17 protein-coding genes and 1 tRNA gene are annotated in these 15,614 nt (G+C 71.1%); 9 read left to right on the top strand and 9 right to left on the bottom strand.

Going from position 1 to position 15,614, the window contains the following annotated elements:
• The first annotated feature begins 70 nt into the window (after positions 1-70).
• Complete coding sequence (locus ACOJV7_RS05250) at positions 71-1,093, top strand: hypothetical protein (protein ID WP_420189086.1); 1,023 nt, start codon at positions 71-73, stop codon at positions 1,091-1,093.
• 48 nt (positions 1,094-1,141) lie between these two features.
• On the opposite strand, the gene ACOJV7_RS05245 is transcribed toward ACOJV7_RS05250, so the two are convergent.
• Both ACOJV7_RS05245 and ACOJV7_RS05240 read right to left on the bottom strand, forming a co-directional pair.
• Positions 1,142-1,215, bottom strand: a tRNA-Pro gene (locus ACOJV7_RS05245).
• 89 nt (positions 1,216-1,304) lie between these two features.
• Positions 1,305-2,246 carry a metallophosphoesterase gene (locus ACOJV7_RS05240; RefSeq protein ID WP_420189085.1) on the bottom strand — a complete coding sequence of 314 codons (942 nt, stop codon included), beginning with the start codon at positions 2,244-2,246 and terminating at the stop codon, positions 1,305-1,307.
• A 43-nt stretch (positions 2,247-2,289) separates the two neighbouring features.
• Here ACOJV7_RS05240 and ACOJV7_RS05235 point away from each other — a divergent pair, with 43 nt between their 5' ends.
• A complete protein-coding gene (locus ACOJV7_RS05235; protein ID WP_420189084.1) occupies positions 2,290-2,751 on the top strand; it encodes a GatB/YqeY domain-containing protein in 462 nt (153 codons plus the stop codon).
• 170 nt (positions 2,752-2,921) lie between these two features.
• On the opposite strand, the gene ACOJV7_RS05230 is transcribed toward ACOJV7_RS05235, so the two are convergent.
• Positions 2,922-5,342 carry a transglycosylase domain-containing protein gene (locus ACOJV7_RS05230; RefSeq protein ID WP_420189083.1) on the bottom strand — a complete coding sequence of 807 codons (2,421 nt, stop codon included), beginning with the start codon at positions 5,340-5,342 and terminating at the stop codon, positions 2,922-2,924.
• Positions 5,343-5,551: 209 nt separating this feature from the next.
• Here ACOJV7_RS05230 and ACOJV7_RS05225 point away from each other — a divergent pair, with 209 nt between their 5' ends.
• Complete coding sequence (locus tag ACOJV7_RS05225; protein WP_420189082.1) at positions 5,552-5,860, top strand: WhiB family transcriptional regulator; 309 nt, start codon at positions 5,552-5,554, stop codon at positions 5,858-5,860.
• A gap of 73 nt (positions 5,861-5,933) precedes the next feature.
• On the opposite strand, the gene bagB is transcribed toward ACOJV7_RS05225, so the two are convergent.
• The gene (bagB, locus tag ACOJV7_RS05220; RefSeq protein ID WP_420190374.1) at positions 5,934-7,097 is read right to left on the bottom strand and encodes an ArsA family ATPase; all 1,164 of its coding nucleotides are present in this window, start codon (positions 7,095-7,097) and stop codon (positions 5,934-5,936) included.
• Positions 7,097-8,110 (bottom strand): ATPase BagA, encoded by a 1,014-nt coding sequence (gene bagA, locus ACOJV7_RS05215; protein WP_420189081.1) that lies wholly within the window; start codon positions 8,108-8,110, stop codon positions 7,097-7,099. The genes bagB and bagA overlap by 1 nt, the downstream gene beginning before the upstream one ends.
• 38 nt (positions 8,111-8,148) lie before the next feature.
• Between bagA and ACOJV7_RS05210 the strand changes: the two genes are divergently transcribed.
• The 3 genes from ACOJV7_RS05210 to ACOJV7_RS05200 are packed head-to-tail and all read left to right on the top strand — an operon-like array spanning position 8,149 to position 9,502.
• Complete coding sequence (locus ACOJV7_RS05210) at positions 8,149-8,307, top strand: Sp36 family protein (RefSeq protein ID WP_146132895.1); 159 nt, start codon at positions 8,149-8,151, stop codon at positions 8,305-8,307.
• Between the two features lie 2 nt (positions 8,308-8,309).
• Entirely contained in the window at positions 8,310-8,786 is a 477-nt protein-coding gene (locus ACOJV7_RS05205) for a RidA family protein (protein WP_420189080.1), read from the top strand.
• Positions 8,787-8,803: 17 nt separating this feature from the next.
• Entirely contained in the window at positions 8,804-9,502 is a 699-nt protein-coding gene (locus ACOJV7_RS05200) for an NUDIX hydrolase (RefSeq protein WP_420189079.1), read from the top strand.
• A 128-nt stretch (positions 9,503-9,630) separates the two neighbouring features.
• Here ACOJV7_RS05200 and ACOJV7_RS05195 read toward each other — a convergent pair whose 3' ends face one another.
• Entirely contained in the window at positions 9,631-10,533 is a 903-nt protein-coding gene (locus ACOJV7_RS05195; RefSeq protein ID WP_420189078.1) for a hypothetical protein, read from the bottom strand.
• 174 nt (positions 10,534-10,707) lie between these two features.
• Here ACOJV7_RS05195 and ACOJV7_RS05190 point away from each other — a divergent pair, with 174 nt between their 5' ends.
• A complete protein-coding gene (locus tag ACOJV7_RS05190; RefSeq protein WP_420189077.1) occupies positions 10,708-11,502 on the top strand; it encodes an MBL fold metallo-hydrolase in 795 nt (264 codons plus the stop codon).
• A 3-nt stretch (positions 11,503-11,505) separates the two neighbouring features.
• On the opposite strand, the gene ACOJV7_RS05185 is transcribed toward ACOJV7_RS05190, so the two are convergent.
• Entirely contained in the window at positions 11,506-12,183 is a 678-nt protein-coding gene (locus ACOJV7_RS05185) for a Crp/Fnr family transcriptional regulator (protein ID WP_035949040.1), read from the bottom strand.
• Between the two features lie 85 nt (positions 12,184-12,268).
• Here ACOJV7_RS05185 and nth point away from each other — a divergent pair, with 85 nt between their 5' ends.
• Together nth and ACOJV7_RS05175 are read left to right on the top strand one after the other, a co-directional pair.
• On the top strand, positions 12,269-13,054 hold the full coding sequence (gene nth / locus ACOJV7_RS05180) for an endonuclease III (RefSeq protein ID WP_420189076.1): 786 nt from the start codon (positions 12,269-12,271) through the stop codon (positions 13,052-13,054).
• Entirely contained in the window at positions 13,051-13,716 is a 666-nt protein-coding gene (locus ACOJV7_RS05175) for an NUDIX hydrolase (RefSeq protein WP_420189075.1), read from the top strand. The genes nth and ACOJV7_RS05175 overlap by 4 nt, the downstream gene beginning before the upstream one ends.
• Before the next feature lie 89 nt (positions 13,717-13,805).
• Here ACOJV7_RS05175 and ACOJV7_RS05170 read toward each other — a convergent pair whose 3' ends face one another.
• Positions 13,806-14,192, bottom strand: coding sequence for a phage holin family protein (locus tag ACOJV7_RS05170; protein WP_420189074.1), 387 nt, complete (start codon positions 14,190-14,192; stop codon positions 13,806-13,808).
• A gap of 45 nt (positions 14,193-14,237) precedes the next feature.
• Positions 14,238-15,593, bottom strand: a complete 1,356-nt coding sequence (gene nhaA, locus ACOJV7_RS05165) for a Na+/H+ antiporter NhaA (protein WP_420189073.1) — start codon at positions 15,591-15,593, stop codon at positions 14,238-14,240.
• Positions 15,594-15,614: the final 21 nt, after the last annotated feature.

The following is a 15,614-nucleotide window of genomic DNA, read 5'->3' as shown; positions in this document are numbered from 1 at the left end:
GACGCGTATCTCGCGGCCTTCTCACGCCTCCTTCCCAGCGACACACTGGTGTCGTCGAGAGGAGCGCGCCATGAGCAACCTGTCAGCCCAGCTGCCCGACACCCCCCGTCCGGCGGCGGCCACACCGGCCGGAGCCGGTGCCGGGGCCGGGGCCGGACTCAAGACCGGGGCCATCACCCCTCCGAGGGTCAGGGCCAGCGCGTCGGTCCGGACCTACCGCTACCTCCGGCTCAGCCTCGTTGGGCTCGTCGTCCTGCTCCTCTTCTGCGTGTGGGCCGAACGGCTCGGCGGAGCCGAGGTCAACCGGCACCTCGGCTCGATCAGCGCCTACTACTACACGCCCGCGCGCAGCGTCTTCGTCGGCGCCCTCGTGGCCATCGGCATCAGCCTCGTCGCGATCGTCGGCCGGCGCGGGTTCGAGGACACCGCCCTCAACATCGCGGGCATGCTGGCGCCGGTCGTCGCCTTCGTGCCGACACCGCGCGGCGCGGGTGGGGCGCCGTGCGACCCGGAGGGCCGGTGCTCGGTGCCGCCCGAGTTCGTCCCGTCCGTCGTCAACAACGTCTGGGGCCTCGTCGCCCTGGGAGCGCTCGGCCTCGGTCTCGGCGCCTGGATCGTCATCGGGCGGCGGCAGTCGTCGCGGGCGACCCGGATCGGCTTCTTCCTCGCCGCCGCCGTCTTCGTCGCCTTCGTCCTCTGGTTCCGCTTGGCCCGGGACTCGTTCCTCGACGCGGCGCACTTCGGCGCGGCGGTGCCGCTCTTCGGACTCATCACCGCGGTGGCGTTCGTCAACGCACGGCACGCGTCGAGGCGGCGGGACGGCATACCGGGGCGGAAGCCGAGCCGGGAGGCGAAGTCCTACCGGATGACGTATGCCGTCGTCGCCGGCGTCATGGCCGTCACCTTCGCCGTGGCGATCGTCCTCACCGTCGTCGACCAGTTCCTCGGCGGCGGAACCCCGGACGAGTGGGTGCTCTGGGTCGAGGTCGTGCTGCTCGTCTCGTTCGCGGTCTTCTGGGTGACCCAGACCTTCGACTACTGGAACGACGGGCTGCCCGAGGAGGCCTCGACGCAGCCGACGCCGATCGGCTGAGACGGCGAAGGGCCGCCGGTCCTCGACCGGCGGCCCTTCGCAGATGTGTCGGGGTGACAGGATTTGAACCTGCGACCTCTTCGTCCCGAACGAAGCGCGCTACCAAGCTGCGCCACACCCCGTGACACTCCGCCGCCCTCGCAGGCAGCGACACCAGAGGATAACTGACGCTCCCGTCCGTCCCGAAATCGGTTCCGGGAACGCCGTCGGATCAGCGACCGACGAGCGTGAGGAGCGTGGCCTCCGGACGGCACGCGAAGCGCACCGGCGCATAGGGCGAGGTTCCGAGACCGGCCGAGACGTGCAGGTATGCCGCGTCGTCCGGTTGCGCGGGTGCCGTGCCGCCCGCACCCGGCCACCAGCGCGACAGGCCCTTGGCGCGGCCCCGGTCGAGGTCGCAGTTGGTGACGAGGGCGCCGTAGAGCGGGACAGCGAGCTGGCCGCCGTGGGTGTGCCCGGCGAGGATGAGCCCGGCGCCGTCGGCCGCCATCGCGTCGAGGACGCGCTGGTAGGGCGCGTGGACGAGACCGAGGGTGAGCGCGACGTCTGGGGCGGCGGGACCGGACACACCGGCATACCGGTCCCTGTCGATGTGCGGGTCGTCGACGCCCACGAGCTCGACGCGGTGACCACCCATGTCGACCGTCGTCCGGGCGTTGTCGAGGTCCGACCAGCCGCCGGCCACGAGCCCCGTGACGAGCTCGTCGACGGGGAGGTCCTCGCGCACGATCCTGGGCGGGCGGGCGTGGTGCCGGGTGAGGTAGAGGGCCGGGTTCTTGCGCACGGGGGCGTACCGGTCGTTGGAGCCGAGGACGAACGCGCCCGGGTAGTCCATGAGCGGCTCCATGGCCCGCAGGAGAGGGGGAACCGCCTCGACGTGGGCGAGGTTGTCACCGGAGTTTACGACGAAGTCCGGTGCGAGAGAGGCGAGGTCGCGCACCCAGTCGATCTTGCGACGCTGTCCCGGCGTGAGGTGGAGGTCGCTCACCTGGAGCACCTTGACCGGGTCCGAACCGGGAGGCAGGACGGGCACCGTGGCCTCCCGCAGGGTGAACCAGTTGCGTTCCACGAGGGCTGCGTAGGCGACGCAGGCGACCCCCGTGGCGGCCACGCCGGCGAGGGTCGTCAGGGCGGTCCCGGTCGTCGAGGTCATCGGGCCAGTATCCCGGTTGACGCCGGGTGCGAGACTTGGGGGCATGACCGACACGACTCTCAAGGGCAGGCTCCAGGGCGACCTGCACGACGCGATCCGGAGCAAGGACAAGGTCCGCTCGGGGACGCTGCGCATGACGCTCACCGCGATCACCAACGCCGAGGTGGCCGGTGACGAGGCCAAGGAGCTGAGTGACGACGAGGTCCTCAAGGTCATCGCCAAGGAGGCCAAGAAGCGCAAGGAGGCGTCGACGGCATACACCAACGCCGGTCGCGCCGAGCTCGCCGAGACCGAGGACGCCGAGCTGGCCGTCCTCGAGGGCTACCTGCCGAAGCAGCTCGACGACGCCGAGCTCGAGCGCATCGTGCGCTCGGCCGTCGAGTCCACCGGCGCGAGCGGGATGGCGCAGATGGGTCACGTCATGAAGGTCGCGCAGGGCGAGATCGCCGGGCGCGCCGACGGCGGCCGGGTGGCCGCGATCGTCAAGCAGGTCCTCGCCGGCTGAGTCTGCTGACCCGGCTGAGCCGGCTGACCCGGCTGAGCCGGCTGAGCCGGCTGAGCCGGCTGAGCCGGCTGAGCCCGTGCGAGCGGCTCCACCCGGCACCACGACGACGAAGGGCGCCGACCGACCCGGACGGGTTCGGTCGGCGCCCTTCGTGCCGCCTCGGGCGCGTCTCAGGGCCGCTTGGGCGGCTTCGTCGGCTTCACCTTGGGCGTCGGCCCGGTGGTCGTCCTCGTGGGTTCGATCACGACGGGTCGCGACTGCTGGGATGTCGAGCGGACCGGCGAGGAGTAGCCGCGAGAGATGAGCAGCGTGACGGTGCCGCCCTTCATCGCCTTGGTCCCCGGGCTGGTGCGCGCGACGCGTCCCTCACGGATCGTGCTGTCGACGCGGCTGCCGACCCGGACCTTGAAGCCCGCGGCCTCGAGCGTGTCGGTGGCGTCGCCGATGCTGTCGCCGGCGACGTCGGGGATCGGCACGTAGTTGCCGTTGAGGATGGCGCTCGACGGCGGCGTGAACTGCACCACGGGCAGGCCGTTCGTCGCGGCCGTCATGATGTCGGCCCACACCGGTCCGGCGATGGTGCCACCGAACACGCTGCGCTTGCAGCCGTACGTGTTGAAGCACTTGCCGTTGAGCGTGAGCAGCTGGCCGTTGGCTCGCGCCACCTTGACGTTCCCGACCCAGACGGCGGCCGCACGCTGAGGGGTGTAGCCGATGAACCACGACTGGTTGTGGTTGTTCGTCGTGCCCGTCTTGCCGGCGGCGGGACGCTTGGTGACGTCCCAGACGCCCTCGGCGGTGCCGCGGCGGTCCTTGAGCGGACCCTGGAGGAGCAGGTTGACACCGTCGGCGACGTCGGCGCGCACGACCTGCTTGCACGTCGTCGGCGGCACCTTGATGACCTTGCCGTTCGACGTCGTGATCGCGGCGATCGGGGTCGGCTCGCAGAACTTGCCGCGGGCGGCGAGGGTGGCGTAGGACGACGCCGCCGTCATCGGCGTCATCGTGCCGGCGCCGAGGGTGATCGAGGAGATCGAGGTGTTGATCGGCTTGCCGTCGCCCTGGTGGACGCCCATGCGGCCCATGACCTCGTGGACCTTGCAGCCTCCGAGGTCGATGACGAGCTGGCCGAACGCGGTGTTGATGGACTCGGCGGTCGCCTTGGCCAGGCTCATCTCACCGCCACTGCGGTAGTCGTTCTCGACCTCCCACGGCTTGTCGGCGTTGCACCGGTCCTTCATCTCCTTCGGGTCGAAGAAGTGCGGGTCGTCGGGCGACGCGGAGGGTGCGTCGATGGTGCCGTCGAGCGGCATGCCCGACTCGAGGGCGGCGACGAGCGCGTAGGTCTTGGCCGTAGAGCCGAACTGGTAGCCGTACTGGCTGCCGCCGTAGCGCTGGTCGACGTTGAGGTTGAGCTGGCTGTCACCGAAGTCGGTGGCCTGCGCCATCGCGAGGACCTTGCCGGTGCCGGGCTCGATGACGGTCGAGGCGGCGCCGAGGTTGCTCTTGTTGCCGACCGGGACGGCGTCGGTGAGGGCCTTGAGCGTCGACGCCTGCAGCCTGCTGTCGAGCGTCGTCTTGATCGTCAGTCCGCCCTGGTTGATGTTCTTGAGGCGCTCCGCCGGAGTCTTGCCGAGGACGGCCATCTGCGGCGACTTCTGGAGGTACTCCATCATGTAGGCGCAGAAGAACGGCTCGCTCGAGCGCTGGCAGACACCCTTCGGCGGCTTGCGGTTGCCGAGCATGTCGGCGACCGGGACCTTCTTGGCGGCGGCCACCTCGGCCGCGCTGGCCATGCCGAGCGCCTGCATGCGGTCGAGGACGGCGTTGCGGCGCGCCTGCGAGTTCTTGGGGTTGAGGACCGGGTTGTACTTCGTCGGCTGCTGGACGATGCCCGCGAGCAGTGCCGACTGGACGAGGGTGAGCTTGCTCGAGCTCACGCCGAAGTAGTTCTGCGCGGCCGCCTCGACGCCGTAGGCCTGGTCGCCGTAGTAGACGAGGTTGAGGTAGCCCGCGAGGATCTGCTCCTTGGTGTAGTTGCGCTCGACGTCGAGGGCGTACTTGAGCTCCTGCAGCTTGCGCGTGTAGGTCTTGGCGACGGCGGCCTTGGCGGCCTCCTTGTCGTCTCGACGCAGGGCGTTCTCCTGGAGCGTGATCTTGACGTACTGCTGGGTGAGGGTCGACGCGCCCTGGACGTCGCCACTCGAGAAGTTCGACACCATCGCGCGGGTGAAGCCGCGGACGTCGAGGCCGCCGTGCTCGTAGAAGCGGGAGTCCTCGATGGCGATCTGCGCCTTCTGCATCCACGGCGAGATCTTGTCGAGGCTGACGATGATGCGGTTCTCGTCGTAGGGGTTGGCGATGAGCTTGTTGTCGGCCGTGAGGATCTTGGACTGCTGCGCGAGCGGCGAGACCGAGAACTCGCTCGGGAGGTCGTTGAAGGCCTTGACGCCACTCGTCGTGGCACTGCCGCCGGCGCCGATCGCGGGGATGGCGATGCCGGCCATGAGCAGCCCCATGAGGGTGCTCAGGACGACGAGCCCCAGCAGCAGTCGAAGCACGTGGGGCAGGTTGTGGGCGCGACCTTCCATGCCCGCAGGGTAACGCGGCAACATGTGCGCCCCCCGTCGCAGCGCCGCAGGCCCATGACCTCACATGTTGCGGAAACTGCCTAGGAAGTGACTAGTTACTATGAACCATATGACTAGTCCCCAAATTGGTCATAGCGCAGGTCCCCGCTACTCCCTAGTTTTCCGGTAACGCCATTCGGGAGGGAATGGCCCAGCCAAGGGACACTCGCATGACGATCACAGCTCCTGCCATCACCTCGACCGCTCCAGCCGACTGGTCCACCCGCGGAACCTGCGTGGGCACCGACCCGGACGCACTCTTCGTACAGGGCAAGGAGCAGCGCACCGCCAAGATCGTGTGCCGCGGTTGCCCCGTCGCACTCGACTGCCTCGCCGACGCCCTCGACAACAAGACCGAGTTCGGCGTCTGGGGCGGCATGACCGAGCGTGAGCGCCGCGCCCTGCTGCGCCGCCACCCCGACGTCCGCTCCTGGCGCGACGTCCTCACCAAGACGGTCATCGCCCGCGCACAGGGCTGACCACCTGCTTCCCGTATGCCGGGTCGGCGCCCTTCGTGGCCGGCCCGGCATTCGCTTGCCCGGGCGCGGGTCGTCAGCCCGCGAGGGCTGCACCGATCTCGCGCAGGCCGTCGAGGTCGTGGACGTCCGTGGCCGAGGCCGGGACCGTCGTCAGCGGCACGTGGGGGTGCGACGCGGCGAAGCGCGACACGAACGCGTGCTGCCTCGCGGCCGTCGAAGCGAGGTCGACGTGCAGCGAGAGCAGGGCGGCGGTGAGGGAGTCCTCCTTGCCCTCCTCGGTGAGCTGGTCGAGGGCGTCCTCGGCGCGTGCGGCCGACAGTGCGGCAGCCCCGAGCGACTGGAGACGGTTGACGACGACGCCCGCGAGCGGCATACGTTCCTGCCCCAGGCGGTCGACGAAGAAGGCAGCCTCGCGCAACGCGTCTCGGTCGGGGGAGGCGATGACGACGAAGGCGGTCGTGTCCTTCTTGAGCAGGGCGTAGGTGACGTCGGCCCGCTCGCGGAACCCGCCGAACATCGTGTCGAGTGCGGCGACGAAGGTCTGGACGTCCTGGAGCATCTGGCCGCCGAGGACCCGGCTCAGGGTGCGCTGGGCGAGGTCGACCCCGACACTGAAGACCTTGAGGTAGGCCCTGCCACCCGCCTTGGCTGGCGCCATGAGGAGGCGGACGAAGCGCCCGTCGAGGAACGACCCGAGCCGCTTGGGCGCGTCGAGGAAGTCGAGCGCAGACCGCGAGGGAGGAGTGTCGACGACGATGAGGTCCCACGTGCCGTCGCGCTCGGCCTGGGTGCGCAGCTGGCCGAGCTTCTCCATCGCCATGTACTCCTGCGTCCCGGCGAAGCTGCTCGACACCGCCTGGTAGAAGGGGTTCTCGAGGATCTGGGCGGCCTTGTCGGGGGTTGCGTGGGCCTCGACGACCTCGTCGAAGGTCCGCTTCATGTCGAGCATCATCGCGTCGAGCGAGCCACCCGCCGAGGTGTCGACGCCGGCCACGGGGCGAGGGGTGTTGTCGAGCTCGGTGAGTCCGAGCGACTGGGCGAGCCGTCGAGCGGGGTCGATGGTGAGGACGACGACCTTGCGCCCGGCCTCGGCCGCACGGATGCCGAGCGCCGCGGCGGTCGTCGTCTTGCCGACGCCGCCGCTCCCGCAGCAGACGATGATGCCGACGCCGTCGTCGGCGAGCAGGGCGTCGACGTCGAGGGACTCGTGGGAGGGAGCGCTGCCGCGTGACGGCATCACGCCACCCCCTGCGCGAGCAGCTCGTCGGTGAGCACGGCGACGCCGCCGTCCTCGACCCCGTCAGGGAGGGCGGGCAGCTCGATGACCGGCGGACCTGCCTCCGCGATGTCGAGGGCCATCTCCGACTGGAGCTCGAGCCGCAGCGCGTGGTCGCGGCCCTCCTGGGCGAGGCCCTGAACCATGGGGTTCGTCGGGCGCAGCCCGGCCTCGGTGAGCTCGTCGCGCAGGAGCTCGTCGAGCGCGTCGTCGGAGTCCTCGAGCGCCCGGAGGTTCTCGGGGGAGAGCCGGGGCTCGCGCACCTGGTTGACGATGATGGCGCCGATGTGGAGGCCGACGTCGGCGAGGTCGCGCAGGCCGTCGAGGCTCTCCTGCACCGGCATCTCCTCGAGCAGCGTCACCATGTGCACGAGGGTGCGGGGGTCGCGCAGCATCCGCGTGATCGAGTCGGCCTGCGACTTGATCGGCCCCATCCGGGCGACGTCGGCGACACCGGCGTTGACGTTGAGGAAGCGCACTGCGCGACCGGTGGGCGGGGCGTCGAGGACGACGGCGTCGTAGTGCAGACCGCCGCCCTTGGACCCGCGCCCACCCTTGCGCCGGCCGGCGGCCTCGTAGATCTTGCCGATGAGGAGGACGTCGCGTACCCCGGGCGCGATCGTCGTCGCGAAGTCGATGGCCCCGACCTTCTCGAGGGCCGACCCGGCGCGACCGAGCTTGTAGAAGAGCTGGAGGTACTCGAGCAGCGCGGCCTTGGCGTCGACCGACAGGCCCCAGAGCTCGCCACCGCTCGGGTGCGAGACGAGCCGGACCTCCTCAGAGCCGAGGGGCGGGACGTCGAAGGTCTGCGAGAGGCCCTGTCGGCCCTCGACCTCGGCGACGAGCACCCTCTTGCCGGTGCTGGCGAGGGCGAGCGCGAGGGCGGACGCAACCGTCGTCTTGCCGACCCCACCCTTGCCGGTCACGACGTGCAGCCGGGCCGCAGGGAGGTCCGGGTGGTGGGAGGAGGGCACGGTGCCAGCCTACGGTGGGCCGCACTAGGGTGGGCCGCATGCAGAAGTGGGAGTACGCGACGGTGCCGCTCATGATCCATGCGACGAAGCAGATCCTCGACCAGTGGGGCGAGGACGGCTGGGAGCTCGTCCAGGTCGTCCCCGGCCCGGATGGCAACGGCCTCGTGGCCTACCTCAAGCGTCCGAAGGGAGCCTGACCATGAGTGCAGTCGAGGACCGCCTCGCCGAGCTGGGCCTGACCGTGCCCGAGGTGGCCGCCCCGGTGGCCGCCTACGTCCCGGCCGTCCGGGACGGCTCGCGCATCTTCACCTCCGGCCAGCTCCCGATGGTGTCGGGCCAGCTCGCCGACACGGGCAAAGTGGGCACGGAGGGTGAGGGCCTGGTGTCGCCCGACCGCGCCAAGGAGCTCGCGCAGGTCTGCGCCCTCAACGCGATCGCGGCCGTGAAGTCGGTCGTCGGTGACCTCGACAAGGTCGAGCGCGTCGTCAAGGTCGTCGGCTTCGTCGCCTCCGACCCCGCCTTCACCGGCCAGCCGGGCGTCATCAACGGCGCCAGTGAGCTGCTCGGCAAGGCCTTCGGCGACAAGGGCGTGCATGCCCGCTCGGCCGTCGGCGTCGCCGTCCTTCCCCTCGACGCCCCCGTCGAGGTCGAGATCATCGTCCACGTCGCCGACTGACGAGACCTTCCCCTCGTATGCCGTTGCGCGAGTTCGAGGCTCCGCGCTCCGACGCGTGGGTCGCGAACGCGCGCGCCTGGCTCGCGTCCCCCGGGGAGCCGCTGGTTCCCCGGGGCGCGTCCACCGTCCTCGTCGTCCGTGACACCGACGAAGGCCCGGCCGTCTTCGTCCAGCGGCGGGTCTCGACGATGGCGTTCGCGCCGTCGATGTACGTCTTCCCCGGTGGCGGCGTCGACCGCGAGGACGCGGAGGCTGAGCTCGACCCCGAGGTCGTCGTCGAGGCCGCTCGCGCGATGGACGTCGCTCCTTCCGCTGCCGCGCCGCTGCTCGCCGCGGCCGTCCGCGAGGTCGAGGAGGAGTGTGGCCTCCGGCTCTCGGTGGCCGACCTCGTGCCCCGGGCGCACTGGATCACCCCGCCCTTCGAGAAGCGCCGTTTCGACACGTGGTTCTTCGCGGCACCCATGCCGCACGGCCAGAGCGCCCTCGGCGAGTCGGGCGAGACCGACCACGACGCGTGGGTGCTCCCACGTCGTCTGCTCACGGCATACGCGGAGGGTTCTGCCGTGATGCTGCCCCCGACGGTCGTCATGCTCGAGCAGCTGGACGCGTTCGCGACGGTGGAGGAGTTCCTCGCCGACCGCCCCGTCCTGACCGCCGTGTCGCCCGAGCTCGTCGACCTCGGCGACCGCCTCGTCATGCGCTCCGACATCCCCTGATCCGCCGACCCGGTCTGGACTGCACCGCCGGCGAGCACCATGCGCGGCATAGCCGGGCCACGAGCATCGGCTCGTGCTCGACAGGGGCCGAGCTCTCCTCTGTCAGCGCCGGTTGCCGCGCGTGGTGCTCAGGCGGCTCGCCGAACTACGGTCCGGGGACGAGCGGGCGTGGGTGCACCAGTGTGTCGAGCGAGCCATGCTGCGAGCGACCACCTCACCCAGTCCTGCTCGAACATCACGTGCTCGTACGCATAGCGCATCGAGGTCCAGCCATGGACGGCGAAGTCGGTGTGGCGGCGGCAGTCCCGCCTGAGCCCCTTGCGGGTGCCGTGCGTCTCGTAGCCCTCGGCCTCCAGGATGAGCTGGAGCTCCTCGTTGCCCAGATCGACCCGTGCGTAGACACCGGACTCGGCCACCTCGAGCTGCGGCGTCAGGGACAGTCCAACCTCGATGGCGAGGGCGCGGAGCACAGACTCGAGGGGATTTGCGGCCCGGCCGTCGGCATGTTCGGCAACCCGCCGCACCTGCGCCGAGCCCGGTCCACGCGCCGAAGCGCCGGCCAGTCGCAGCTCGTGCCGGTCCACCTTGCCCGAGCGGAGCGCGGAGTCCGCGACGGTCAGGGCCTCGTCGAACGGCAGGACTCTTGCACAGTCGAGGACCGTGCGCAGCGGGCTGGTCACTCGTGCGCGTGAAGTGGCGTCGGGCAGGTCGCTGCGATGGACGTGCACGCCAAGGGTGGACGTCCGCAGCGCGCCCCGGGTGCGGGGAAGCGTGACCCACGTGACCTCGGGGACGGCCTTGACCTTCCAGCCGTGGTGCAGTGCGGCGCTCACGTGGCTGAGATGGCCGCCTAGCCGTATCGCCTCGCGTGTGGCCTCGACCGTGCCCGGGAGCGTGTAGCGGTTGTGTCCGACCTTGGCGAGTGTCCCGTCGCGTAGTGCGCGCTCGATCGTGCGACGGGGGTGGCTGCGGCGCAGCTCTCGCCAGGTCGCCCATCCTCCGAGCCGCTCGGTCGTCATGCCCACGGTCACGCTGACATGGTGGCCGAGCGGCCCTGCACGGCCGTCGAGTTCTCCACAGCCGAGCACCCTGCGCGGCAAAGGGCCTCTCGCAGCACACCCGCACGCACAGATCCGGCGTGGCTCCGGGTGGTTGCCGCGCGCGGTGACCACGGCCAGGCGGCGGCTCGGTGGCAGGGTGGGGGCATGACTGAGCAGGCGTGGGCGGGCGGGCAGGTCACCGAGCGGGCGCACTGCGTCCTCGCGCCCAACCCGGGCCCGATGACGCTCGACGGAACGAACACGTGGGTCCTGCTCGAGCCCGGCAGCACCGAGGCCGTCGTCATCGACCCCGGCCCCCTCGACGAGGGTCACCTCGCGCGGGTCGTCGAGATCGTCACCACCGCCGGCGCCCGCGTCACCGAGACGATCCTCACCCACGGTCACCACGACCACGCCGAGGCGGCACCGCGCTTCGCCGAGCTCACCGGCAGCCGGATCCGCGCGGTCGGTCGCGGTCACGACGACCTCGCCGACGGCTCGGTCGTCAGGGCCGGCGGCCTGGAGGTCCGTGTCGTCGCGACGCCGGGCCACACGAGCGACTCGGTGTCCTTCGCCCTTCCGGCCGACCACGCCCTGCTCACCGGTGACACCGTCCTGGGGCGGGGCACCACGGTGGTGGCGCACCCGGACGGTGAGCTCGCGGCATACCTCTCGTCGTTGGAACGCATTGCCGAACTCACGGGCAACGGGGAGGTGACCCGCATCCTCCCCGGCCACGGTCCGGTTGTCCCGGACGCCAAGGCGATGGTCGCGTTCTACCGGACCCACCGGCAGGAGCGGCTCGAGCAGGTGCGTCAGGCCCTCGTCGACGGCGCGGCCCAGGAGGCCGACCCCGTCGAGGGCGTGCTCACGCGTGTCTATGCGGACGTGCCGCAGGAGGTGTGGCCGGCCGCGCGGATGAGCATCCGCGCCCAGCTCGACTACCTCGGCGTGGGGTGAGCGTCAGCGCGCGCGGCGCTGGAGCCGCTCCATGTCCTGGACGAGGACGGCACGTGCCTCGAGCTTGAGCCAGCCGCGGGTCGCGAAGTCGGCGAGCGCCTTGTTGACCGTCTCGCGCGAGGCGCCGACGAGCTGCGCGAGCTCCTCCTGGGTGAGGTCGTGGCTCACCATGACACCGCCCTCGACCGGTCGGCCGAAGCGGTCGGAGAGGTCGATGAGGGCCTTGGCCACGCGACCGGGGACGTCGGTGAAGACGAGGTCGGCGAGCGACTCGTTGGTGCGGCGCAGGCGACGGGCGAGCGCGGCGAGGAGGGTCGCGGCAACGCCGGGGCGCTCGGCGAGGAAGGTCTTGAGCTGCTCGTGGGTGAGCCCGACGATCTGCGTCTCGGCGACCGCGGTGGCCGTGGCGGTGCGCGGCCCCGGGTCGAAGAGGCTGAGCTCGCCGAACATCTCACCCGGGCCGAGGATCGCGAGGAGGTTCTCGCGACCGTCGGCGGAGGAGCGGCCGAGCTTGATCTTGCCCTCGCCGATGACGTAGAGCCGGTCACCCGGGTCGCCCTCGTGGAAGAGGACGTCGCCGCGCTCCATGTGCTGCGCGGTCATGGACGCGATGAGGCTGGCCGCCGTCTCCTCGTCGAGAGCAGCGAACAACGGAGCCTTGCGCACGATGTCGTGATCCACGGGGCACAGTGTGCCATGCCCCTGCTCGCCCGGGAGGGTGACGAGGGCAGGGTCACCGTCGGTGCCGCGCCGTAGGCTGGCGTGCGTGCCTGCCCACCCCTCCTCGTATGCCGCAGAGTCACCCGTCGCCCGTACCCGCCGGGCCCGCAGGACCTATCGCGCGCTCGTCGACCGCTATCCCTACGCGCACGCCGAGCTCGACTTCGAGACGCCGCTCCAGCTGCTCCTCGCCACCGTGCTCTCGGCGCAGACGACGGACGTCACCGTCAACAAGGTGACGCCCGTCCTCTTCTCCCGCTGGCCGACCGCAGAGGCGCTCGCCGCCGCCGACCGCACCGAGATGGAGGAGGTGCTCAAGCCGACCGGCTTCTTCCGCGCCAAGACCAACTCGGTCATCACGCTGAGCCAGGCGCTCGTCGACCGCTACGGCGGCGAGGTGCCGGCCCGGCTCAAGGACCTCGTCACCCTGCCGGGTGTGGGCCGCAAGACCGCCAACGTCGTCCTCGGCAACGCCTTCGGCGTCCCCGGCATCACCGTCGACACCCACTTCGGGCGGCTCGCCCGGCGCTTCGGCTGGACCGAGGAGACCGACCCGGTCAAGGTCGAGCACGAGATCGGCGCGCTCTTCCCGCGCAAGGACTGGGTCATGCTCAGCCACGTCCTCATCTTCCACGGCCGGCGCACCTGCCACGCCCGCCGACCGGCGTGCGGGGCGTGCCCCGTCGCCCGGTGGTGCCCGTCCTACGGCGAGGGCGAGACCGACCCGGTCAAGGCGCTCACGCTCCTCAAGTACGAGCTGGCGCCCGGCGCCGTCCTGCCCGACCCGCCGCCGGGGCCGCTCCCCGGCGAGCGCGTGGAGGAGACTGCGTGAGCGCTCCACGTCCCGACTGGATGGCGCGGGTCCTCACGGCGATCGCCGAGGAGCGCCCGGCCGCCTTCACGACCTTCGCCCCGCCCGACGAGGTCGACCGCCGCTCGGCGGTGCTCATGCTCTTCGGACCCACCGCGGACGGCGGCTCCGACGTCGTGCTCACCTCGCGTTCGCGTGACCTGCGCGCCCACCCGGGACAGGTGTCCTTCCCCGGCGGCCGGGTGGACCCGACCGACGCAGGACCGGTGGAGGCCGCGCTGCGCGAGGCGGAGGAGGAGGTCGGGGTCGTCCCGGCGAGCGTCGACGTCGTCGGTGCGATGCCCGAGCTCTTCCTGACCCCGAGCGGCAACGCGGTGACGCCGGTGCTCGGCTGGTGGCCGTCCCCGGGGCCCGTGAGCGTCGTCGACCCCGGCGAGGTCGAGCGGGTCGAGCGGGTCCCGGTCGCCGAGCTGCTCGACCCGGCTCGCCGGTTCACCGTGGCGCACCCGTCGGGCTACCGCGGCCCGGGCTTCGAGGCCGGTGGCTTCTTCGTGTGGGGGTTCACCGCACTGCTGCTCGGTGCGGTCTTCGACCTGGCCGGGCTGAGCGAGCCGTGGGACGCCAAGGTCGAGCGGCCGATCCCCGAGCACGTCCTCTCGGACTGGATGCGCAAGCGCACCTGACCCCTACCCACGACTTCTTGCGACGTGGCAGAGTCGCGAGGGGAGCGAGCGACTTCGCCACGTCGCAAGAAGTCGGACAGGTGAGCGCGTCAGGACTTGAGGGTGGCGATCGTCTGCTGCGCCTCGGCGATGGCGCGGCTCGGTGCCGGCTTCGCCTTCTCGAGCGCCCTCTTGCCGAGCAGCCCGAGGACGGCGGCGATGACGAACATGAGCAGCGTCGTGATGCCGTAGCCGGCCCATAGGGGCAGCCAGATCCCGATCACGTGCGCCAGGGTGTGGAAGAGGAAGATCAGGCCGATGAGGCCGACGAACGCGGCGCCGCCGAGAAGGCCGGCGCCCTTGCCCATGACCTTGGCGCCGGCGGACACCTCGGCCTTGGCCAGGGCGATCTCGCTGCGGACGATGCCCTGCACGTCGTGCGTGGCGTCCGCGACGAGCTGGCCTATGGTCCGCTCGGGTCCGGTTCCGGTTGTCATGCTGCTCACCTTCGCAGATCGGGAGGGGTGCGACTGACCCCGACCTTACCCAGTCCCGTGGGTGCGACCCGTCCCGTCCGCACCCGAACCGCGCTGAAAGGCGTCCGGCACACCGTCGCCGTCGTCGTCGACGCTGTCCTCGAGGGCGATTCGTCGATAGACCGCGTTGCGCCGCCGCAGGACGGCCGACGCGAGGACGGCGGCGAGGAGCGAGCCGGCCATGACCGCGAGCTTGGCGTGCTCGTCGCGTTCGGAGCCTGCGCCGAACGCCAGTTCACCCACGAGCAGCGACACCGTGAACCCGACTCCGGTGAGCAGGGCCAGGCCGACGACGTCGGTCCACGAGAGGTCGTCGTCGAGCCTTGCTCTGGTGAACCTCGCCATGAGGTAGGTGCTGCCGAGCACGCCGACGAGCTTGCCGACCACGAGCCCGACGACGATGCCGACGGCCACCGGGTCGCGCAGCGCCGCACCTGCGCCACCTCCGACGACCGTCACCCCCGATGCGAAGAACGCGAAGACCGGCACGGCGAACCCAGCCGACAGCGGCCGCAGCCGGTGCTCTAGCCGGTGGGCGACGTCGGCCTCGGCCGGCAGGGTCGAGATGGACGGAACGGCTGCCCGCGCCTTGACCGGGACCACGAGGCCCAGCAGCACCCCGGCGACGGTCGCGTGGATGCCCGAGGCGTGGACGAGCGTCCACGTGGCGAACGCCAGCGGGACGAGCAGCCACCACACGACGATGCGGCGCTGCGCGAGGAACGCGAAGGCGGCCAACGGCACGAGCGCCAGCAGCAGCGGCACGACCTCGAGCCCCTCGGTGTAGAAGATCGCGATGATCGTGATGGCGATGAGGTCGTCGACGACGGCAAGGGTGAGCAGGAACGAGCGCAGACCGGACGGCAGGTGCGATCCGATGACGGCGAGCACGGCCAGGGCGAAGGCGATGTCGGTCGCGGTGGGGATGGCCCACCCGCGCAACGCCTCGGACGTGTCGCCGGCCACCAGCACCGTCGCGGTGAAGAGCACGGCCGGCACGACCACGCCCGCCGCCGCAGCGACGACCGGCACCGCGGCCTTGGCCGGCGTGCGCAGGTCGCCGACGAGGAACTCGCGCTTGAGCTCGAGCCCGGCCACGAAGAAGAAGATCGCGAGGAGACCATCAGCCGCCCAGTGGCCCAGGGTCAGTTCAAGGTGCCATGGCTCGTAGCCGACGCGGAGGTCGCGGAGGCCGGCATACGCCTCGCGCCAGGGCGAGTTCGCCCAGAGGAGAGCGGCCAGCGCAGCGACGAGCAGGATCGCGCCGCCGACCGTCTCGGTCCGGAGGGCCTTCGCGACGGTCTGGGACTCGGTCCAGCTCGGGCGGCGGAAGAGCCGGTCGCGTGCGGCGGGGGAGATCATGGGGCCCTTTCGGGGTCGGTG

It is taken from the genome of Knoellia tibetensis, assembly GCF_048606415.1.
GTDB classification, from domain to species: Bacteria; Actinomycetota; Actinomycetes; order Actinomycetales; family Dermatophilaceae; genus Knoellia; species Knoellia tibetensis.
Note: the sequence above shows the minus strand (reverse complement) of the source record. Positions and strands in the feature narration are given on the sequence as shown.

Coding starts and splice junctions, on each gene's coding strand:
- ACOJV7_RS05250 (WP_420189086.1), top strand. CDS start 71: ATGAGCAACCTGTCAGCCCAGCTGCCCGACACCCCCCGTCCGGCGGCG.
- ACOJV7_RS05240 (WP_420189085.1), bottom strand. CDS start 2,246: ATGACCTCGACGACCGGGACCGCCCTGACGACCCTCGCCGGCGTGGCC.
- ACOJV7_RS05235 (WP_420189084.1), top strand. CDS start 2,290: ATGACCGACACGACTCTCAAGGGCAGGCTCCAGGGCGACCTGCACGAC.
- ACOJV7_RS05230 (WP_420189083.1), bottom strand. CDS start 5,342: ATGGAAGGTCGCGCCCACAACCTGCCCCACGTGCTTCGACTGCTGCTG.
- ACOJV7_RS05225 (WP_420189082.1), top strand. CDS start 5,552: ATGACGATCACAGCTCCTGCCATCACCTCGACCGCTCCAGCCGACTGG.
- bagB (WP_420190374.1), bottom strand. CDS start 7,097: ATGCCGTCACGCGGCAGCGCTCCCTCCCACGAGTCCCTCGACGTCGAC.
- ACOJV7_RS05210 (WP_146132895.1), top strand. CDS start 8,149: ATGCAGAAGTGGGAGTACGCGACGGTGCCGCTCATGATCCATGCGACG.
- ACOJV7_RS05205 (WP_420189080.1), top strand. CDS start 8,310: ATGAGTGCAGTCGAGGACCGCCTCGCCGAGCTGGGCCTGACCGTGCCC.
- ACOJV7_RS05200 (WP_420189079.1), top strand. CDS start 8,804: ATGCCGTTGCGCGAGTTCGAGGCTCCGCGCTCCGACGCGTGGGTCGCG.
- ACOJV7_RS05190 (WP_420189077.1), top strand. CDS start 10,708: ATGACTGAGCAGGCGTGGGCGGGCGGGCAGGTCACCGAGCGGGCGCAC.
- ACOJV7_RS05170 (WP_420189074.1), bottom strand. CDS start 14,192: ATGACAACCGGAACCGGACCCGAGCGGACCATAGGCCAGCTCGTCGCG.
- nhaA (WP_420189073.1), bottom strand. CDS start 15,593: ATGATCTCCCCCGCCGCACGCGACCGGCTCTTCCGCCGCCCGAGCTGG.